General features: G+C 62.6%; 13 protein-coding genes and 1 tRNA gene. 6 read left to right on the forward strand and 8 right to left on the reverse strand.

Annotated elements, in window-relative coordinates; all coding sequences use genetic code 11:
- Positions 1 to 78 precede the first annotated feature (78 nt).
- The 3 genes from IB238_RS12905 (at position 79) to IB238_RS12915 (ending at position 8,460) form a co-directional block, all read left to right on the forward strand.
- A complete protein-coding gene (locus IB238_RS12905; protein ID WP_192246792.1) occupies positions 79 to 5,523 on the forward strand; it encodes an alpha-2-macroglobulin family protein in 5,445 nt (1,814 codons plus the stop codon).
- Between the two features lie 44 nt (positions 5,524 to 5,567).
- Positions 5,568 to 7,619: a penicillin-binding protein 1C gene (gene pbpC / locus IB238_RS12910; protein WP_192247771.1), complete on the forward strand. Its 2,052-nt coding sequence runs from the start codon at positions 5,568 to 5,570 to the stop codon at positions 7,617 to 7,619.
- A gap of 310 nt (positions 7,620 to 7,929) precedes the next feature.
- Positions 7,930 to 8,460 (forward strand): dihydrofolate reductase family protein, encoded by a 531-nt coding sequence (locus IB238_RS12915; protein ID WP_192246794.1) that lies wholly within the window; start codon positions 7,930 to 7,932, stop codon positions 8,458 to 8,460.
- A gap of 220 nt (positions 8,461 to 8,680) precedes the next feature.
- On the opposite strand, the gene IB238_RS12920 is transcribed toward IB238_RS12915, so the two are convergent.
- The 6 genes from IB238_RS12920 to IB238_RS12945 form a co-directional block, all read right to left on the reverse strand.
- Complete coding sequence (locus tag IB238_RS12920; RefSeq protein WP_192246796.1) at positions 8,681 to 8,926, reverse strand: DUF982 domain-containing protein; 246 nt, start codon at positions 8,924 to 8,926, stop codon at positions 8,681 to 8,683.
- A gap of 104 nt (positions 8,927 to 9,030) precedes the next feature.
- The gene (locus tag IB238_RS12925; protein WP_192246798.1) at positions 9,031 to 10,050 is read right to left on the reverse strand and encodes a D-cysteine desulfhydrase family protein; all 1,020 of its coding nucleotides are present in this window, start codon (positions 10,048 to 10,050) and stop codon (positions 9,031 to 9,033) included.
- 142 nt (positions 10,051 to 10,192) lie between these two features.
- Positions 10,193 to 12,181 (reverse strand): acetyl/propionyl/methylcrotonyl-CoA carboxylase subunit alpha, encoded by a 1,989-nt coding sequence (locus tag IB238_RS12930; protein ID WP_192246800.1) that lies wholly within the window; start codon positions 12,179 to 12,181, stop codon positions 10,193 to 10,195.
- A gap of 12 nt (positions 12,182 to 12,193) precedes the next feature.
- On the reverse strand, positions 12,194 to 12,577 hold the full coding sequence (locus tag IB238_RS12935) for a RidA family protein (RefSeq protein ID WP_192246802.1): 384 nt from the start codon (positions 12,575 to 12,577) through the stop codon (positions 12,194 to 12,196).
- Between the two features lie 21 nt (positions 12,578 to 12,598).
- Positions 12,599 to 14,206: a carboxyl transferase domain-containing protein gene (locus IB238_RS12940; RefSeq protein ID WP_192246804.1), complete on the reverse strand. Its 1,608-nt coding sequence runs from the start codon at positions 14,204 to 14,206 to the stop codon at positions 12,599 to 12,601.
- A complete protein-coding gene (locus IB238_RS12945; RefSeq protein WP_192247774.1) occupies positions 14,206 to 15,354 on the reverse strand; it encodes an isovaleryl-CoA dehydrogenase in 1,149 nt (382 codons plus the stop codon). The genes IB238_RS12940 and IB238_RS12945 overlap by 1 nt, the downstream gene beginning before the upstream one ends.
- A 444-nt stretch (positions 15,355 to 15,798) precedes the next feature.
- Here IB238_RS12945 and IB238_RS12950 point away from each other — a divergent pair.
- The 3 genes from IB238_RS12950 to IB238_RS12960 all read left to right on the forward strand — a co-directional run bounded on the left by IB238_RS12950 (position 15,799) and on the right by IB238_RS12960 (position 18,425).
- Positions 15,799 to 15,873, forward strand: a tRNA-Val gene (locus IB238_RS12950).
- A gap of 282 nt (positions 15,874 to 16,155) precedes the next feature.
- A complete protein-coding gene (locus IB238_RS12955) occupies positions 16,156 to 17,808 on the forward strand; it encodes a calcium-binding protein (protein WP_246723540.1) in 1,653 nt (550 codons plus the stop codon).
- Positions 17,809 to 18,062: 254 nt separating this feature from the next.
- Positions 18,063 to 18,425, forward strand: coding sequence for a hypothetical protein (locus IB238_RS12960; protein WP_192246806.1), 363 nt, complete (start codon positions 18,063 to 18,065; stop codon positions 18,423 to 18,425).
- A gap of 137 nt (positions 18,426 to 18,562) precedes the next feature.
- On the opposite strand, the gene IB238_RS12965 is transcribed toward IB238_RS12960, so the two are convergent.
- Both IB238_RS12965 and IB238_RS12970 read right to left on the reverse strand, forming a co-directional pair.
- Positions 18,563 to 18,787, reverse strand: coding sequence for a hypothetical protein (locus IB238_RS12965; RefSeq protein WP_192246808.1), 225 nt, complete (start codon positions 18,785 to 18,787; stop codon positions 18,563 to 18,565).
- A gap of 388 nt (positions 18,788 to 19,175) precedes the next feature.
- Positions 19,176 to 20,420, reverse strand: a complete 1,245-nt coding sequence (locus IB238_RS12970; RefSeq protein WP_192246810.1) for an alpha/beta hydrolase — start codon at positions 20,418 to 20,420, stop codon at positions 19,176 to 19,178.
- Positions 20,421 to 20,451: the final 31 nt, after the last annotated feature.

The raw sequence follows: 20,451 nt of genomic DNA on the forward strand, positions 1-20,451 counted from the left end.
ACACGACCGTCGGTTGACATCTCCAGCCGAAGTCTCAAGAGTGGCGTGAGCTTGGCAGCGTTTGGAGGACTTGGGTCTATGCGTGCGTTCATCGGTTTCTCCGCATTTTTCCTTGCCATTGTAGCAAGCGTACTTCCTGCTCAAGCAGCAGAGACAAAGCGCTCGATCGTCGTCACGGAAGACGGTGATTATTTCGGCTTCGACCTGCGCACCGTGCAGAACGTCACGCTGGACCAGTGCAAGACCAACTGCATTGACGACATGTCCTGCCGCGCCTTCACCTACAATCCGAAGGTCAAATGGTGCTTCCTGAAGACCGACTACAATCAGTTGACCAGTTCCCCGGGCGCGGTCGCCGGCAAGATCGCGCTGACCGATGGCGAGCCCGACATCGGCGCCGCCCCCTCGCTCAGCTTCATTTCCGAGGGGATGGAACAGGAAGCACGCGCGCTGAAGTCCGGGCTGGCGCTTCTCAGCACGCAGGAAGGCCAGGGGGCCGAGAGCCTCGCTTCGCTTGGTCGTATCGAGATATCGTCCGGCCGCGTTTCAGAAGCGCTCGACGCTTACAAGGGCGCCCTTTCTCTGGCTCCCGACGACCGCTTTCTCTGGATCGAAATGGCGCAGACCGCCGCGCAGGCCACGGACAACTCTTACCTCACCGGCCAGGGGCCGCTCGCCGCGCTGAATGCCTACTGGCTGACGCGCACCACTTCCGGCCGGGCGCAAGCGCTGTCCGTGCTCGCAGAGACGCTGGACAAGTCAGCCAATTATCGCGCCGGCATTAATGCCTACAAGGCGAGCCTTGCGCTCTTTGAGGATCCGGCCGTACGTGCCGCCTATCTCGATCTGAAGGCGCGCCAGGGTTTTCGCATTGTTCAGCACACTATCGACAACGACAGCGTGAGCCCACGCGCCTGCGTGCAGTTCTCCGAACCGCTGGTCAAATTCGGCGCGGATTATGCGAGTTTCGTAACGCTCGACGGCAAGGCACCGAAGGGCGTCGAGGCAAAGGACAACCAGATCTGCGTGGAAGGCCTCAACCATGGCCAGCGCTACAAGCTCGCCTTTCGTTCGGGCCTGCCCTCCTCGGTCGAGGAAAGCCTCGAAGCGTCGGCAGAGCTCGATATCTATGTGCAGGATCGCAGCCCGACCGTTCGCTTTACCGGCGACAGCTTCGTGCTGCCGAGCACCGCGCGCCGCGGCATTCCGCTGGTCTCGGTCAACACCGACAGCGCCGACCTGAAGCTCTATCGTGTGGGCGACCGCAACATAGCCTCGCTCCTGACTGGTTCCCAGTTCCTCACCCAGCTCGATGGTTACGGGGCTGGCCGTATCGAGAGTGAAATCGGCGAGCTCGTCTGGCAGGGCCAGATCGAGATGCAGCGCGACTTGAACAAGGACGTTGTGACCTCGTTCCCGGTCGACGAAGCGTTGCCGCAACGCCAGCCCGGCATCTACGTGCTGACAGCACAAGCCTCGACCGGCCCAAAACGCGACTGGGATGCAAAGGCAACGCAGTGGTTCCTCGTTTCCGACATCGGGCTATCGACCTTTGCCGGCACTGACGGCCTCCATGTCTTTGCCCGTGCCCTCAGCAGCGCCAAACCCATGGCGGGGGTCGAACTGCAACTCCTCGCCCGCAACAATGAAATTCTCGGAACGGCGACGACCGATGCCGATGGCCGGGCGACGTTTACCGCCGGCCTGATGCGCGGCACGGCGGCAATGATGCCGGCGGTGCTGACAGCGCGAAACGGCACGTCGGACTATGTCTTCCTCGACATGACCCGTGCCGGATTCGACCTGTCCGACCGCGGCGTGATTGGACGCGCAGCGCCCGGCGCGATCGACATCTTCGCCTGGACCGAGCGCGGCATCTACCGCGCCGGCGAGACGGTGCATGCGGCGGCCCTTGCCCGCGACGTGGAAGCCACGGCGGTCGAGGGGCTGCCGCTGACCTTCGTCTTTACCCGTCCGGACGGCGTCGAGGACCGGCGCATTGTTAGCAATGACAGCAAGCTCGGCGGGCACACCGTAGACTACGCCGTCCAGCCGAATGCCATGCGCGGCACCTGGACGATGCAGATCTACACTGATCCCAAGGCACCGGCGATCGGTGAAAAGACGTTCCTGGTCGACGACTTCATGCCCGATCGCACCGAGTTCGACCTGACGAGCGCCGCCAAGGAGATCGTCGGAGGGACGCCGGTCGCAATCAATGTGGATGGTCGTTATCTCTATGGCGCGCCCGCGGCCGGCCTCGACATCGAGGGTGACATCGCACTCGAGCCGACCCGCGAGAGCGAGCTCTTCAAAGGCTACGTATTCGGTCTCGCCGACGAGGAGGCGATGGAGGAAAACCGCGTGCCGTTCGAGGGGTTGCAGCCACTCGACGAAGACGGCAAGGCTACCTTCGACGTGGACGTGAGCGATCGCCCCGCCACGACACAGCTTTTGAACGCCGACATTACGATCCGCATGAGCGAGGCCGGCGGTCGCGCCGTCGAGCGTTCGCTGACGCTGCCTGTCAGGTCCGAGGGACCGATGATCGGCATCCGCCCGGCAGCAGCGGGCGATGTGCCGGAAAATTCCATTGCCCGCTTCCATGTGATCATCGCCAGCCCCGACGGGAAGAAGCAGGCGATGAACGGCCTGCCCTGGAAGCTGCTCAGCGTCCAGCGCGACTACCAATGGTACCGAGACGGCAGCTCCTGGCGTTACGAGCCCGTTCTTTCGACCAAGCAGGTCGAGGCCGGCGTGATCGACGTCAGCGAAAACGGTGCCGATATATCGGTTCCCGTCACCTGGGGCCGCTACCGGCTGGAAGTGGAGAGCGCGGAAGCCGACGGCCCCGCGACAAGCATCGAATTCGACGCCGGCTGGTATGTCGAGGCGACCTCGACGGAAACCCCGGACGCACTCGAAATCGCCCTCGACAAGGAAAGCTACAAGATCGGTGAGACCGCCAGGCTCAAGGTCTCTTCCCGCTATGCCGGCGTACTCCTTGTCACCAACGGAACGGAAAACCTGATCTCGGCCAGTACCGCAGCACTTGGGGCTGAAGGCGGCGAAGTCGAGATACCTGTCACCGCCGAGTGGGGGGCTGGCGCCTATGTGACCGCCACGCTCTATCGCCCGGGCGACGCGCAGCAAAGCCGCATGCCGATGCGCTCCATTGGCGTCAAATGGCTTAAGGTCGACCCGGCGGAGCGCAAGCTCGCTGTGAGCCTCGACGTCCCGGAAAAGATGCTGCCGCGCCAGCCGCTCGACATTTCGGTCTCGGTTACGGGGGCTGGCGCCCACGAGGAAGCCTATGTCACGGTCGCCGCCGTCGACGTCGGCATTCTCAACCTGACCCGTTACGAAGCACCCGATCCGGACGGCTGGTATTACGGTCAGCGCCGCCTTGGCCTCGAAATCCGCGACCTTTACGGACGGCTGATTGACGGCTCGCTCGGCGCGACGGGACGGCTTCGCACCGGCGGTGACGGCGGGCAGACGGCCCTTGAGGGCAGTCCGCCGACGCAAAAACTCGTCGCCTTCTTCTCCGGCCCGGTGAAGCTCGATGCGGAAGGCAAGGCGAAAGTCTCCTTCGACATCCCGCAGTTCAACGGCACCGCCCGCGTGATGGCCGTCGCCTGGTCGAAGGACGGAGTCGGCCACGGCGCGGCCGACGTGATCATCCGCGACCCGGTTGTCATCACCGCCAGCCTGCCCAAGTTCCTGGCACCCGGGGACCGCGCGAACCTGCGGCTCGACATTGCCAACACCGATGCCCCCGCCGGCGACTACCAGCTTGCGATCACCCACAACAAGTCCGTCATGGTCGAACAGACCGGCCCCGCGCAAACCGTGCGGCTCGAGGCCGGCGGCAAGGCTGACCTGACACTGCCGTTGATCGGCGGCGAGGTCGGCAGCGGCGTCGTCACCGTCGCCCTGTCGGATGGCACCGGCCAGACCTGGGAGCAGTCGCTCGACATTCCCGTCCGCCCGGCAACCCTGCCGATCACGACCCGGCGCGTGCTCGAGCTTGCCGCCGGCGGCAGCATCACGATCGACGACCAGCTCTTGGCCGACAGCATCCTCGGCAACGCTTCGGTCGCGCTCAACGTTTCACGCTCCGGCGCCTTCGATGTTCCCGCCATGCTGATGACGCTCGACCGCTACCCCTACGGCTGCGCCGAGCAGACGACCAGCCGCGCCCTGCCGCTGCTCTATCTCAGCGAACTGTCGAAGGATTCGGGACTACCCGATGACGAGGAAACGAAGAAGCGGGTGCAGGAGGCGATCTATCGCGTGCTCTCCTACCAGTCTTCTTCCGGCAGCTTCGGCCTTTGGGGACCTGGCTACGGCGACCTTTGGCTCGACGCCTATATCAGCGACTTCCTGACGCGGGCGCGCGAGCAGAAGTTCGAGGTGCCCGAGCAGGCAATGGTGCAGGCACTGGACAATCTGCAGAACGCACTCTCCTATGACAATAACGTGCAGGAGCGCGGCAACGAGATCGCCTATGCGCTCTATGTCCTGGCGCGCAACCGCAAAGCAGCGATCAGCGACCTGCGCTACTACGCCGACACGCGTCTTTCCGAATTCCCGACCCCGCTTGCCAAGGCCCATATCGCAGCGGCCCTCGGACTCTACGGCGATGCGCAACGCTCCGCGCAGATTTTCAAGGATTCGCTGCGCATGTCGACGGACGTCACCAATGTCAGCCTGGCGCGCTCCGACTATGGATCGGCTCTGCGTGACGGTGCGGCCGTGTTGGCACTGGCAGCCGAGAGCCGCCCGGTTCCCGCGATCATCCCGGAGCTTGCGAAGTTCGTCGCCAGCGAGTGGGAACACAAGGCTTACACCAGCACCCAGGAACAGACTTGGATGCTGCTCGCCGCCCGCGCGATCATGGATGAGGACGACTCGCTGAAGCTGGAAGTGAACGGCGCCGACCATAGCGGCCGCTACGCCGCTCGCATGGGCGGCGAGGACCTGCTGCACAAGCCCGTCACCGTCGTAAACCGCGGCAACGAGCGCGTCGCGACCGTGCTGACCACGGTCGCAGCCCCTGCCCAGCCGCTGCCGGCCGGTGGCGACGGCTATGCGATAGAACGCAGCTACTACACGCTCGACGGTCAGCCTGCGACCATCTCCGAGGCTCGCCAGAACGAGCGCTACGTCGTCGTGCTCAAGGTGACGGAGAACAATTCCTGGCGATCACGCGTGCTGATCACCGACCTTTTGCCGGCTGGCCTGGAAATCGACAATCCAAGCCTTGTCAGCAGCGCCGACCTCTCCAATTTCGAATGGGTCGGCGAGGTCGAGGCGGCGCACACCGAATTCCGCAGCGACCGCTTCGTCGCTGCCTTCGACCGCTCGGGCGGCAGCGGTGACGGCATCACGCTCGCCTATGTCGTGCGCGCGGTGACGCCGGGTACCTACGACCACCCGGCTGCATCCGTCGAAGACATGTACCGGCCGCAGTTCTCGGCCCGCACGGCGACGGGCCGGATGCAGGTGCTGGCGGAGTAGGAGAGGAAGCCGTGTCCCGGCTGCGCAAGGGCTTTGTTGCTCTCATGGGCAGTGCAGTGCTCTGCACCGCACTGCTGCACGGGCTTGAGCGCGCCGACGAGGCCTTTCCGCCGCCTATCGAAAAGGCGAAGGAGGTTTCGCGCGAAGTGGTTGATGCGGACGGGCGTTTGCTGCGCGCCTTCGCAACGCCAGAGGGCCTCTGGCGGCTGCAGACGAAGGCCGCGGATGTCGATCCGCAGTTCGTGCGCATGCTGCTCGCCTATGAGGACCAGCGCTTCTTCGAGCACAGGGGCATCGACCCGCTGGCGCTACTGCGCGCTGCCGGCCAGTTTCTCGGCAATGGCCGGATCGTCTCCGGCGCCTCGACGCTTTCGATGCAGGTTGCCCGCCTGATCGAGCCGCGCGAGAGCCGTTCGGTGCTGGCGAAGCTGAAACAGATCGCCCGCGCGATCCAGATCGAACGGCGGCTGTCCAAGGCGGAAATCCTCGACCTTTACCTGACCCACGCGCCTTACGGCGGCAATCTCGAGGGTGTGCGCGCGGCAAGCCTTTCCTATTTCGGCAAAGAGCCGAAGCGGCTTTCGGTCGCCGAAGCCGCCCTTCTCGTCGCCCTGCCGCAACTGCCCGAACGCCGCCGTCCGGATCGTTTCCCCAAGGAAGCCGAAGCGGCACGCGCACGTGTCCTGACCCGCATGGCCGTCTCCACCGTCATCGGCGAAGGCGAGGCGGAGCGGGCGTCAGCGGAAAAAATTGCAGCGCGGCGGCTGCAGCTTCCGGCACTCGCCCCGCACCTTTCTGAGCTTGCCCTGCGCCGTGCGCCCGATCGTCAGCGTCACGAGACGACGATCAATCGGGACATGCAACAGGCGCTGGAGACGGTCGCCCGCGACGCCGCCGCGCGGCTCGGCCCAAAACTGTCTGTCGCCATGGTGATGGCGGATGCGAGGACCGGCGCAATCGTCGGCGAGGTCGGTTCGGCCGACTATTTCGACGCGACCCGCTCCGGATGGATCGACATGACGCGCCAACTCCGCTCGCCAGGGTCTGCGCTGAAGCCCTTCATCTATGGCCTCGCCTTCGAGGAAGGGCTGGTGGCGCAGGAGACGATCGTGGAAGACCGACCGGCCGATTTCTTCGGCTACCGGCCCCGTAATTTCGACATGAGCTATCAGGGCGATGTCAGTGTCAGACAGGCGTTGCAGCTTTCACTCAACGTGCCGGCCGTGCGGTTGCTCGACGCCGTCGGCCCGACGCGGCTGATGGTGCGGATGCGCCGCGCCGACGTTCGGCTCGCGCTTCCGGCCGGCGAAGCGCCGGGACTGGCAATCGGCCTCGGTGGCGCCGGCATCAAGCTGCGCGATCTCGTTCAGCTCTACGCCGCGCTCGCCAACCAGGGCAAGATCGTGCGGCTCGGCGACGGTGTCGACCGGGCGCCTGAGGTCGTGGTCGGCGATCCCCTGCTCGATCCGGCTGCCATCTGGAACGTGACGGACACGCTTTCCGCCGTTCTACCGCCGCGCGGCAACCGTCGCCTCGGCATCGCCTACAAGACCGGCACGAGCTACGGCTATCGCGATGCCTGGTCGGTCGGCTACGACGGCCGCCACGTGCTCGGCGTCTGGGTCGGCCGCGCCGACAATGCCGCCGTGCCCGGTCTGACCGGTTACGAAGCCGCCGCCCCGATCCTGTTCGAGGCCTTTTCCAAATCCGGCGTCGCGATCACACCCTTGCCAAAAGCTCCAGCCGGCGCAGTGCGGATCGCGCAGTCCGAACTGCCGATCGGGCTTCGCCGCTTCTCACGCACATCCAGCGGCCTCGTCTCCGCCACCGCCCGCGAGCCGGCACCGCAGATCGTCTATCCGCCGGAAGGGGCGCATGTGGAACTCGGCGCACGAAACGGCAGCGACATCGCGCCGCTCGCGCTAAAACTACAGGGCGGCCGCGCGCCGTTCCGCTGGCTGGCCAATGGCCGGATGCTGCCCGAAAGCTCGCGCCGACGCACGACGCAATGGATGCCGGACGGCGCCGGCTATTCGACGCTGACCGTGATCGATGCGGTGGGTAGGGCGGCAAGCGTGCGGGTGTTCGTGGAGTAGCGTGGGCGACGTAGTGCTCCCGGTCGGCATGAGGCCCCATTGAGGGTCAGCACTCTCACGCATCCAGTCGCCACTGGAAGTTCTGGACGACCAATCCGGGATCGGCTGGGACCTGACCCGAACGACAGCTTGTGGGGCCCTAGCGGACGGGTTCCAGCATTTTCCAGCGACTGAGAGTCCAATTGATCCTAAGCGTGGGGCGCGCGCACAAAAAAACAATTGAGGTACAAAACCATTCGATCTAACTTACGACCGATTGCATAACGCAACCAGACTCGTGAGGATATGTCATTGAGGAAAGGAAGTGGGTATGGCTAAGCTCGTGTTCGGAATGAATCAGTCTCTGGACGGTTACGTCGATCATATGGAGTTTGGGCCAAGCCCCACGCTCTTCCGCCACTTCATCGAGGAGGCTCAAGGGCAGGCGGGCAGTGTGTACGGCCGCCAAATGTATGAGGTCATGCGTTACTGGGACGACGATCATCCTGAATGGGATGCAGAGGAACAGGCCTTCGCGGCGGCGTGGCGAAAGCAGCCGAAATGGGTCGTCTCGCGCTCGTTGAAGTTTGTCGGCCCCAACGCCAGGCTTGTTGAGGATGATCTTGAGGGCGCGATCCGCAAGTTGAAGGCCGAGCGCGACGGAGAGATCGAAGTGGCTGGCCCAGCCTTGGCGCAAAGCCTCACCGAACTTGGCTTGATCGATGAGTATCGAATCTACCTGCACCCTGTCGTGCTTGGTCACGGCAAGCCATATTTCGCCGGACCTCGGCCGCCGCTCCGCCTTATGACACATGATCGGATTGGCGAGGATGTGATCAGGTTGACCTACGTCCCTGTTTGATCCCGCGACACGCGGCAGTCTCCCGACCGCTCGAAGTCGGCCATTGTTCTCGCTATCGAGACAGCTGAGGCGCGACTACTGCCCTCTCAATGCCGACCGCGATGCATTTGTTGCCGCGCTCGTTGAGGCTAAGCGCGTAAAGCCGCCACACGGAAGCTTCTGGCCGCAATTGGCCCAAGGTGACGGGTGCCGACTTACCGCGATCGGCAATAGCGTGGCCTTAGTCCTTGATTTCAATCTGAGCTTCGTGGGCGGCAGCAATGAACGCAATCCTTGCCTCCTCGGGCGTCTTCTTGCCCTTGATCGCCGCCTCAATGACAAGCAGGGCCCGGTTCAGCGCTTCGCCATCGTCAATCGGCCAATCTTCAATGAGAGCCCATGAGGCCTGTTGGATGTTGCTTATGGTCGTGAATTTGCCCGGTGCTTCCAGCGCCAAAGTCACACCTTTGTTCCAGTTACTGCTCACAGATTGGGCTCCAAAAACACGATTCGGAAAACTCTTAGCATCGATCTACACATGATGAGATGGTGTCGGCGACTGTTATCCAGCGCGCTGACGACTGGCGCCCTTCAAAATGCTGGGAGAATTGGGTTGCCGTCGGCGTCGAACTGTTCTTCGTAGACGAACAAGGCAGGCGCGCCGCCGGTGTGTATGAATAGAATCCGGTCGTCGGACTTGAAGGAGCCGCGGCGCACGTCGGCGATCAGTGCAGCCATCGTCTTGCTTGTATAGACGGGATCGACGACTACGCCTTCCAGTCGGGCACACAACGACAAGGCTTCGAGCGAAGCTGAGTTCGGAAGGCCGTAGCCCGGCCGATAGAACCCATCGTCGATGACGATGTCAGCCAGGGCCTGATCATCGACGCCTACCAACTCAGCAGTCTGCGCGGCGAGATGCCGGACAATCTCGCCTTGCTCGGGAGCGTCACGGGCGATTGAAACGCCCACGAGCTTGCTAGGCAAGCGTGCCAACGCCGTACCGACGACAAGACCCGCATGGGTTCCAGCCGACCCCGATGTGACATAAATGTGGCTGAACGGAGCTTCAGCACTTTGCGAAGCAATTTCGAGGGCTGCGGAAACGTAGCCCAGGCAGCCGATGGGGTTCGAACCGCCAACCGGAATCAGATAAGGTTTCCTGCCTTTCCTTTGATGGGTATCCACCCTCGACGCAAACGCCTCTTCGATCGGAACTTCGGCGCCGACAACGTCGACGCGAGCACCAAAAAGGTGATCCAGAAACTTGTTCGAAGAGTGGGCATACGCTTCCGAGCGACCCCGCACCTCGTCTTTCAGCACCAAGTGGCAGTCAATCCCAAGACGCGCGCAAGCTGCCGCCGTCAGGCGAGCATGATTCGACTGCAGCGCGCCTGTGGTCATGATCAAGTCACATCCGCTCGCTCGCGCGTCGGCGATCAAGTATTCGAGCTTGCGGAGTTTGTTTCCACCCAAGCCCAGGCTTCCGATGTCGTCGCGCTTTGCGAAGATTTGCGGCCCTACCAGGTAGTCGGAAAGGCGGTCCCAACGCTCGATGGGCGTGGGCCATTGGGAAAGGGAAACTTTCGGAAATGCATCGAACTTCGTCATATCTTTCCTACAGTCATTCCTGAAAACACATCACACGATCTCGGGGCCGGCAGGCGGATGCGCGCTTCCCCTCTCGTCGTGGGTGACGGGTAGAGCACGGACCGTTACGGTGATCCAGCAGCGTCACTTCCCTCGGGGCTGCTTATTCCGGTTCCTCCGCCGCCAGCCGCAGCAGCACCGCGCCCTCACTGACCTGATCGCCCGGCGCGACGGGAACAGCCTCGACCACGCCGTCGCGCGGGGCGGCAAGCACCAGTTCCATCTTCATCGCCTCCATGGTCACGAGCGGATCGCCCTTGGCCACGGTCGACCCTTCAGCAACCGAGAGAAGGCGCACCAGACCGGGCATCGGCGCAGCCAGCACGTCGCCCCCCGCCTCCTCCTCGTCATGCAGCCCGGCTGTTTCCTCGCTATGGAAGACGTGGCTCGCCCCTTCGGCAAAGAGCGTGATCGACCGGCCGTCGCGGACGACGACAGCCTCCATCACCCGGTCGCCGAAATCGGCAAGAACCGCGCCGTCGCCGTTCGTGGAAAGCAGCGTGAGCGACAGGTGCCCTTCACCGATCGCAACCTCAAACCGGCGGCCCGCCGCGGGCGCCACGCGAAACTCCGATGTCTTTCCCTCGTGCTCGACGAACACCGACTGCCAGGCCTTTTCCCACAGGCGGAAGCCGCGCAGGCTGCTCCAGGGGTCGCGATCGTCGGTCGGATCGAGCAGGCCGAGGGCGGCGGTCGCCGCCAGCGCCTGTGCATGCGCTGCCGCCGGTGGGTTCGGCAGCAGCGTCGCCGCCTCCCGGTCGATCAGGCCGGTGTCGACATCGCCGGCAGCGAAATGCGGCTCGCGGCACAGTCTGCCGAGGAAGCCTGTATTGGTCGTCAGGCCAGCGATCCGGCATCGATCGAGCGCCCCGGCAAGCCGGCCGAGCGCCTCGGTCCGGTCCGCGCCATGCGCAATGACCTTGGCGATCATCGGATCATAGAAGGCGGTGATCTCGTCACCGGCGCGCACGCCCGAATCGACACGAACGTCCGTCGGCACTTCGAAACGAACCAGCCGGCCGGTCGCAGGCAAGAAGTCGCGCGCAGGGTTTTCCGCATAGATGCGGGCCTCGAACGCCCAACCGTTGATGGCGAATTCTTCCTGTTTCATAGGCAGCGGCTCGCCGGATGCGACCCGCAACTGCCATTCGACCAGATCAAGGCCGGTGATCGCCTCCGTTACGGGGTGTTCGACCTGCAGGCGTGTATTCATTTCCATGAAAAAGAAGCGATCGGCCCGCAGCCCGTCTGAAACGTCGGCGATGAACTCCACCGTGCCTGCACCGCTGTAGCCGATCGCCTGTGCCGCGCGCACCGCCGCGGTCCCCATGGCCTCACGCATCTCCGCGCTCATGCCCGGCGCTGGTGCCTCCTCGATGACCTTCTGATGTCGGCGCTGGGCCGAGCAGTCGCGCTCGAACAGATGCACGACGTTGCCGTGGTTGTCGCCGAACACCTGCACCTCGATATGGCGCGGCTTGGCCATGTATTTTTCGACCAGAACGCGTCCATCGCCAAAAGAGGCTTCTGCCTCGCGCCGTGCGCTGGCAAGGGCGGCGGCAAAATCCCGCGCCCGCTCGACCCGGCGCATGCCCTTGCCGCCACCACCGGCGCGCGCCTTGATCAGCACCGGATAGCCGATGGCATCGGCCTGCGAGGCGAGGAATGCCTGTTCCTGCTCCTCGCCGTGATAGCCGGGCACGACCGGAACACCCGCCTCCTCCATCAGCGCCTTGGCGGCATCCTTCAGTCCCATGGCGCGGATCGCCTTTGCCGAGGGGCCGATGAAGACGAGGCCCGCCGCTTCCACCGCCTCGACGAAGCCCGCGTTTTCCGACAGGAAGCCATAGCCGGGATGCACGGCTTCGGCACCGCTTGCTTTGCAGGCGGCAATGATTGCGTCAGCGTCGAGATAGCTCCGCGCCGCTTCAGCCAGCCCAACACGAAGGGCCTCATCAGCCATCGCCACATGCAGCGCGCCGCGGTCCGAATCCGAATAGACGGCGACGGTGGAGATGCCGAGCTTGCGGGCCGTCCGGATGACCCGGCAGGCAATTTCGCCGCGATTGGCGATCAGGATCTTCTTGAACATCGTCTCTCCCGGTTATTGCGCGGCGACCGCTTCCACTTCGAGCAGCCACCGATCGTCGAAGATGCCGCAGATCACGACTGTCAGCGCTGGGGCGATGCTGCCTAAAAACTCGCTGCGGATCTCGCGGTTTTGCGTCGCATACTGCCGGTCGGCGAGATACGTCGTCACCTTGACCAGGTCGGACTTCTCCATGCCGGCTGCCTTCAATTGCGCCTCGACGTTGCGCCACACCTGACGCGCCTGCGCCTCGAAGCCATCCGGCACCTTGTCGTCGGTATCAACAGGGATCTGCCCGCTGATCAGCACCAACTGACGATATTCATCGAGCTTGACCGCCTGAGAATAGCCGCCATGCGGGTCCGGTGCGTTCTTCGCGTTGATGTTTTCCCGTTTCATGGCCATCCTCCAGGCGTTGGATCACATGCGGAACAGGCCGAACCGTGTCGGTTCGATGGGGGCATTGAGGGTGGCCGAAAGTGAGAGCCCAAGCACATCACGCGCCTTGCGCGGATCGACGATGCCGTCGTCCCACAGCCGGGCCGAGGCGTAGAGCGGATGGCTCTGTCGCTCGAACATCTCGATCGTCGGCCGCTTGAACTCGGCCTCTTCCTCAGCCGACCAGCTTTGCCCGCTGCGCTCGATCCCCTCGCGCCGCACTGTCGCCAGCACGCCCGCTGCCTGTTCGCCGCCCATCACCGCGATGCGGCTGTTCGGCCAGGTCCAGAGGAAGCGCGGCGAATAGGCCCGCCCGCACATGCCGTAGTTACCGGCCCCGTAGGAACCGCCGATCAGCATGGTGATCTTCGGCACGCTGGTCGTCGCCACCGCCGTCACCAGCTTGGCGCCGTGCTTGGCAATGCCGTCAGCCTCGTATTTCCGCCCGACCATGAAGCCGGTGATGTTCTGCAGAAAGACGAGCGGCACAGAGCGTTGTGAGCAAAGCTCGATGAAATGCGCCCCCTTCAGCGCCGCTTCCGAAAACAGCACGCCGTTGTTCGCCAAAATGCCGACCGGCATGCCGTGGATGGCGGCGAAGCCGCAGACGAGCGTCGTGCCGAAGCGCGCCTTGAACTCGTCGAAGCGCGAGCCGTCGACGATGCGTGCGATCACCTCACGCACGTCATAAGGGATCTTCGTGTCCGAAGGCACGATACCGAGCAGTTCCTCGGGATCGTACAGCGGCGCCTCGCCCTCGCCTTTTTCGGGAAGCGGGGCCTTGCGGCCGTTGAGATTGGCGGCGATGCGCCGGGCGATCGCTAGCGCATGCCGGTCGTCGCGCGCCAGATGATCCGCAACGCCGGAAAGCCTGGTGTGCACGTCGCCGCCGCCGAGGTCCTCGGCGCTCACGACTTCTCCGGTCGCCGCCTTCACCAGCGGCGGTCCGGCCAGGAAGATCGTCCCCTGGTTCTGCACGATCACCGTCTCGTCGCTCATCGCCGGAACATAGGCGCCGCCCGCGGTGCAACTGCCCATAACGACGGCGATCTGCGCAATACCCTTCGACGACATCTGCGCCTGATTGTAGAAGATGCGGCCGAAATGATCGCGGTCGGGGAAGACCTCGTCCTGGTTCGGCAGGTTGGCGCCGCCGGAATCGACGAGATAGATGCAGGGCAGCCGGTTTGCTTCCGCGATCTCCTGCGCACGGAGGTGCTTCTTCACCGTAATCGGATAATAGGTGCCGCCCTTCACCGTCGCATCGTTGCAGACGATCATGCACTCCTGGCCGGAGACACGGCCGATGCCCGCGATCAGGCCGCCGCCGGGCGAGGCCCCATCATAGAGGCCATGCCCGGCCGTCAGACCGATTTCCAGAAAGGCCGAGCCGGGGTCGAGCAACTGCGCCACCCGGTCGCGCGGCAAGAGCTTGCCGCGTCCGAGGTGGCGCTCCCGCGCCTTGGCGCCGCCGCCCTCGAAGGCGACGTTTGCGGCGGCCTCAGCGGTCGCGATCGCCGAAAGCATCGCCTGCCGGTTGGCGGCGAAGGCTTCGCTGCGCGGCGAAATGTTGGAATGCAGGACCGCCATTATGCCGTTTCCCCGAAAATCTCGCGGCCTATCAGCATGCGCCTGATCTCGGAGGTACCTGCACCGATTTCATAGAGCTTGGCGTCGCGCAGCAGGCGCCCTGTCGGATAGTCATTGATGTAGCCGTTGCCGCCGAGCGCCTGGATCGCCTGCAGCGCCTGCTGCGTGGCCTGCTCGGCCGCATAGAGGATGCAACCGGCCGCGTCCTTACGGGTCGTCTCGCCGCGATCGCAGGCCGCCGCCACCGCATAGACATAGGCACGCGCCGAATTGAGTGCGACATACATGTCGGCCACCTTGCCCTGCAGGAACTGGAACTCGCCGATGGGACGCTCGAACTGCTTGCGTTCGTGCACGTAGGGAACGACGACATCGAGGCAGGCGGCCATGATGCCGAGTGGACCGCCGGACAGCACCACGCGCTCATAGTCGAGGCCGGACATCAAGACGTTGACGCCGCGCCCCTCCCCGCCAAGGATGTTTTCCGCCGGAACGTCGCAGTTCTCAAAGACAAGCTCGCAGGTGTTGGAGCCGCGCATGCCGAGCTTGTCGAGCTTTTGCGCGGTGGAGAAGCCCTTGAAGCCCTTCTCGACCAGGAAGGCGGTGATGCCGCGCGGGCCGGCGTCCGGATCGGTCTTGGCGTAGACGACCAGCACGTCGGCGTCCGGGCCATTGGTGATCCACATCTTGTTGCCGTTCAAGATATAACGGTCGCCCCGCTTCTCCGCCCGCAACTTCATCGACACGACGTCGGATCCCGCTCCCGGCTCAGACATGGCAAGTGCACCGACATGTTCGCCGGCAATCAGCTTCGGCAAGTATTTTGCCCGCTGGCCATCCGTGCCGTTGCGCATGATCTGGTTGACGCAGAGATTGGAATGAGCGCCGTAAGAGAGGCCCACCGAGGCCGAGGCACGGCTGATCTCCTCCATCGCCACGCAATGGGCGACATAACCCATGCCCGCCCCGCCATAGTCCTCCGAAGCCGTGATCCCGAGCAGGCCGAGATCGCCCATCTGCTGCCAGAGCGACAGAGGAAAGGCATTGTTCCGGTCGATGTCACTCGCGATCGGCGCGATCCGTTCTGCGGCAAACCGGCGCACGCTGTTGCGCAGCGTCTCAATCTCCTCGCCAAGCCCGAAGTTCATTCCGGCAGTATACATAGTCAGATCCCTCCACTGCGACGCCTGACACCCGTCGCGATTTTTTTGATTCCGCACTTCAGGTCTTTGTTCTTGCGCATGTTTTTTCTTGAAGCCTGTCTCCCTTTTGGGAGATTTGCATTGAGAGCGAGCGGAACGGTGCATGACGTGTTGCAGAAGGGCACGGCGCTGACTGCTACGAATGATGCTGCGCCTGCGCCCTGAGATGCAAATTTCACGAATCCGGCAACGCTCCTCCAATGCGCCAATAGAAGACAGCGTGCCATTTTCCGGCAAAGAGTGCGATCCCCATTTTATCCCAAGGGCTTTCCGCGCCGCAAAGCACCGGAATTCCAGGCTTGGGGAAAATCCCCGGGCGACGGCGAAAAAAGCTTCACAAAAGCTATTGACGCCGCGCGGGCATTTGTGGTCTATGCGCCCACATCGGATGGGCGTGTAGCTCAGCGGGAGAGCACTACGTTGACATCGTAGGGGTCACAGGTTCAATCCCTGTCACGCCCACCATCCAAGTTTCTGATTTGAAAGGCCTTTCGCGAAAGCGAGAGGCCTTTTTCTCGTTGTAGCGGCAAGGCTCGCGAGCCTGGAAAGCGCATGGCTTCGCGATCCCCGACCCCATGCTGGCTCCACCCTCCCCTTCGACGGGAGTAACCCAGCATTCATGACGCTTCTTCTTCGCCGCACGCCCTTTCCACGCGGAACCTCTTTCTTACACCTCAGGTAGCAAACCGCGAATATAACCATGCAGCCAAACGTAGGGACCTCAGCACTTAAACGAGGATATTACAGATGGCATTGCAAGTTTTCGCATCCGACTTCATCGGCGCCGGCCTTCGCATTGATCTTAGCACGACGGATGACCTCTATGTCGGCCCTGCTGCTACGATCGCCCGAACCGACGCCGCAAGTTACACGGACTTCACAATCGTCGGTACCGGTAGCAACCACCGTCTAGATGTCGCCGGCACTATTCTCGGCGGGGGAATCGCAATCGAGATCGGCGATGCGGCGGCTGACGCCGGCAACGTAGTGAACATCGCGGTCGGCGGCAACGTGCGGAGCTATCGTTCGGACGCCATCGGGATTCAAATGAATGGGAGCTGGAACGTGCTTACCAACGCCGGCGATATTTGGGCGCAAGGCTTGGGCGTAGTCATGTACTCCTATGATGCCACGACCGCGAAAATCACAAACAGCGGCACGATCGCGTCGGAAAAAACCGGAATAGTCAGGTACAATTCTCCTCACGTCAATGGAACCATTTCCGTGATGAACAGCGGGATCATCTCCGGAGCATGGAACTCGTACGATGGACGAGATGACGTCGCCGCAAAAGACCTTGTGACCAATACCGGCCGAATGATCGGGAACGTCAGTCTCGGCGGCGGCGATGACATCTACAACGGCACAAACGGCCGGCTGTCCGGTGATGTGATCGGTGGACATGGCAATGATGAAATCCGTGGCGGCGTCGACGATGAAGTTCTCCATGGCGGAGAGGGCAGCGACAGACTTTATGGCGGAAGCGGCAACGACACACTCAACGGCGACACGGACAAGGATCTCCTGGATGGGGGCGTCGGCGCTGACACCCTGTCCGGTGGCTTGGGAGATGATACCTATGTCGTCGACAATCCCGGTGACAAAGTGACGGAAAACGCCGACGAGGGCACCGACCTCGTCCAGGCTGCGATCAGCCACACCCTTGGGGTCAACGTCGAAAATCTGACGTTGACCGGCACGGTGAAGATCAACGGCACCGGCAACAGCCTGGCAAACGTCCTCTTCGGCAATGCCGCCGACAACGTGCTCGATGGCAAGGCCGGCGCCGACAAGATGCAGGGCGGTAAGGGCAACGACACCTATATCGTCGACAACCTGGCCGACGCTGTGGCGGAGAAGGCGAACGAAGGCGTCGATCTCGTCAAGGCATCCGTCAACGCCACGCTTTCGGTCAATGTCGAAAACCTGACGTTGACAGGAACGGGCAACATCAACGGCACCGGCAATGCCCTTGCCAACGTCATCAAGGGGACCACCGGCATCAACACGCTGAAGGGCAAAGCCGGAAACGACATGCTTTATGGCGGCACCGGTGCGGACAAGCTCTATGGCGGGCTGGGTGCCGATACCTTCGTCTTCATGTCGGCAACCGACTCCACGGTCGCTTCGTCCGGTCGCGACACGATTTACGATTTCAGCCGCGCGCAAGGCGACAAGATCAATCTCAAGGCGATCGACGCCAGCACGAAATCCGGCGGCGACCAAGCCTTCACCTTCATTGGCGCGGAGAAGTTCCACAAGAAGGCCGGAGAACTGCGCTTCGAGAAGAAGTCCGGCGACACATTCATCCAGGGCGACGTGAACGGCGATGGAAAGGCCGACTTCTCGATCGTGCTCGACCTCAGCCTTACGATGAGCAAATCGGACTTTATCCTCTGAGCCGACGCCGGCGGTCGCATCTGAGGGATAGCAAACGCCGGTTTCTGACGTGGCGCGCGGTTCCAAAGCCGCGTCCCGCTGATCGCCATTGGCGACCTTTCGGCTACGTGCGGAGTCGGCTGGAATTGATGCCGGCCTTTTGCCTGCCCCCTTATCGACATTCGCTTTGAACCGGTTGACGAAAGGCTGCCATTCGCGTTTCAAGGGACAGCGGGATACCGCGCCCCTTTGTCCTTTCCCACAAGGCCACCGAGATGAAGTCCTTGAAGCCAGGCCCCTCCGGCAACCGTCCTGAAGACCAGTTTCACGAGGCGATGCTGGCCCTTTACGACACCTGCGCCATGCTGGGCTTCCGGCCGGTGCTATTCCGCCGTTACGTCATTCTGAACGGTGGCGTCGCCGCGGCGAAGGAGCTTGTCTTCAAGCCCGGAACCACCGGCCTCGAACGGTTGATCGACCTCGGAAAGCCGGAGCTTTCGATGGAGGCGACGATGCTACTTGAAAAATTCCAGCCGCTCTTTTCTGCCGGCGAACTCAAAGAGGCGCGTGAACGCCTGGCAAGCGCCAATCGCTCCCGCTCGCGCGGCCGCCTGACCGCAAGTCCGACGCCCCGGTAGCTCCTTAAAAAACCCGCGGCAAGCCGGGGTGGCAGGTTCGGTATCGGCACAAGGTGTCCGACACAACGCAATACTACATGCAGTTGCGTCAGGACGCCTTGGGCCGATCTTGCCTGCGTGCATGATCCCTCAGCGCCTCAGGCGCAAAGCCGATCCAGGGCAACCACCGGGCGCCGCAGCCCGCGAAGCGCGTCATCACGCCCCTGCGAACGGGCTTCGGCGACTATCACGGCAATCGTTTCGGTAATGATACGGCAGCAATCCGGCGACATCGCCGGCAGCATGAAACTCGGGTCTGTGGCCTGCATTCTCGTGAGGGTCGTGCCAAGCAGCGCCCCCCATTCCTCCGGCGTTCGTGCCATGGAATTCCCCTTTTGAAGCGTAGTTTTTTGGCTGAGTTATGTGCTTATGCGCGCATATATACACAATCATACACATAATTCCACAAAAATGTGGGAAGATGACAGATAAGGCACGACTTCCTTGCGCAAGGAATCCGCAGGATACTCGCCGACAAGCATCAAGGACTTTCCCATGAAAAATAGAGTGCAACAGAATAGACGCCTCGGCCACCGACGCCTTTCGATTTATTGAAATGAAATCATGCGCTTGAATATCAAGGCAAAAGAGACGGCGCCAAAACTCGCTTCCAGTCCTCCTGCACCAGCTGAAGACAAAATATCCCACACCCGTGAGAGTTAAAGTGAGCTTTGTAGAGTATTGGCCGCGTGCATCAGCATTGCACGTCGATCACTGCTTTTTCGCTTCGGCCTTCGTTTCTTGGGCCTGATCGAAGACCAATCCAGTATCCGGCCCCGCACCGAGCAGTTGCTCCTGCGGCGTCAGCGTCAAAAGGTCGATCGGCGTTGCAACGGTTGTCGCGGCGATCCTGCCGATGCCGCCTGCCGTTCCCGCGACGACTGCGGTAATACCTTCCCCGAGTGAGACATCGGAGTCCGTCAGCGTCTGACCATTCACGAGCCGGTTGCCGATCAGCTTCACGATCTCCGGACTCTCGGCGAATTTGCCGTGGTTCAGACTGTCTTCCGACTTCACCTTGGTCAGGTCGACGACCGTGATGCCTGCCTTCTCGAACTGGGCGCGGTAGGGCTCCTCGGCGGGATTGACTTGGCCAAGGCGCTGCACGTCTCCCGAAATGAACCGCGACAAGGCCAATGCCTTGTCGTCCTGCGAAACGAAGATCGTGATATTCGGTTTCTTCTCACCGAGATCAGACCACTGGCGTGCAAACACATCGATGTCGATATCCGGCGAAGCGAGAACGACGTTTTCGATCTTCGCCGCGACGCGTCCGTCGCGGATCGCCATCTGTCGAAGCGCTTCCATCGCAAGCCAGGTGCCCATCGAGTGGGCAAGGATGGTAATATCCTTGACCCCCTTTTCCTGCTCCAGCACCTTCAAGAGCCGCTCCAGGCCGGTGCGCGAGTAGTTTGTGCTTTCCTTGTCGTAGTTGTAGTCGAACACCTTGGCGCGCGAGGGCCAGGTAAACAGGATTGGTGTCACCACAGCACCCGAATCGTGCACGATCTGGGCAAATCGGAACACGGCGTCTTCGTAGCGGTTGTTGAAACCGTGCACGAACACCATCACGTGACCGTCCTTGTTGTGGACGCGGAACCACTCTTCACCGCCCTCGAGGGATTCCAATTGCCGCACCTTCGTGACGGCGAAGTCCTTTTCCGGATCGGGCGGCAATTTCTTCGGCCATTGCACCTGGCCCGCCTTGCGCTTGCTGTCAGGCGGTATCGAGACGGCGAGTTCGGTCAGGTAGGGACGGGCGCTGCGTTCACCGGAAAAGAGCGTGTTGGGATCGCCCGACGGCAAGCGCGTGGTGGCAATCAGCATGTCAACGGTGGACGTTCCCGCAACGGGGGAAGTTAGCGCGATCGGGGCCATGTAACCCTTTTTGCCGCCACATGCGGCCAGCGCCACCGAAAGCGACAGGACCACTGCTATACGCCATACACTTCGCATCCGGCCCACCTCTGACAGTGCGGCGCGCTAG

Source organism: Rhizobium sp. ARZ01, assembly GCF_014851675.1.
Taxonomy (GTDB): Bacteria; Pseudomonadota; Alphaproteobacteria; order Rhizobiales; family Rhizobiaceae; genus Mycoplana.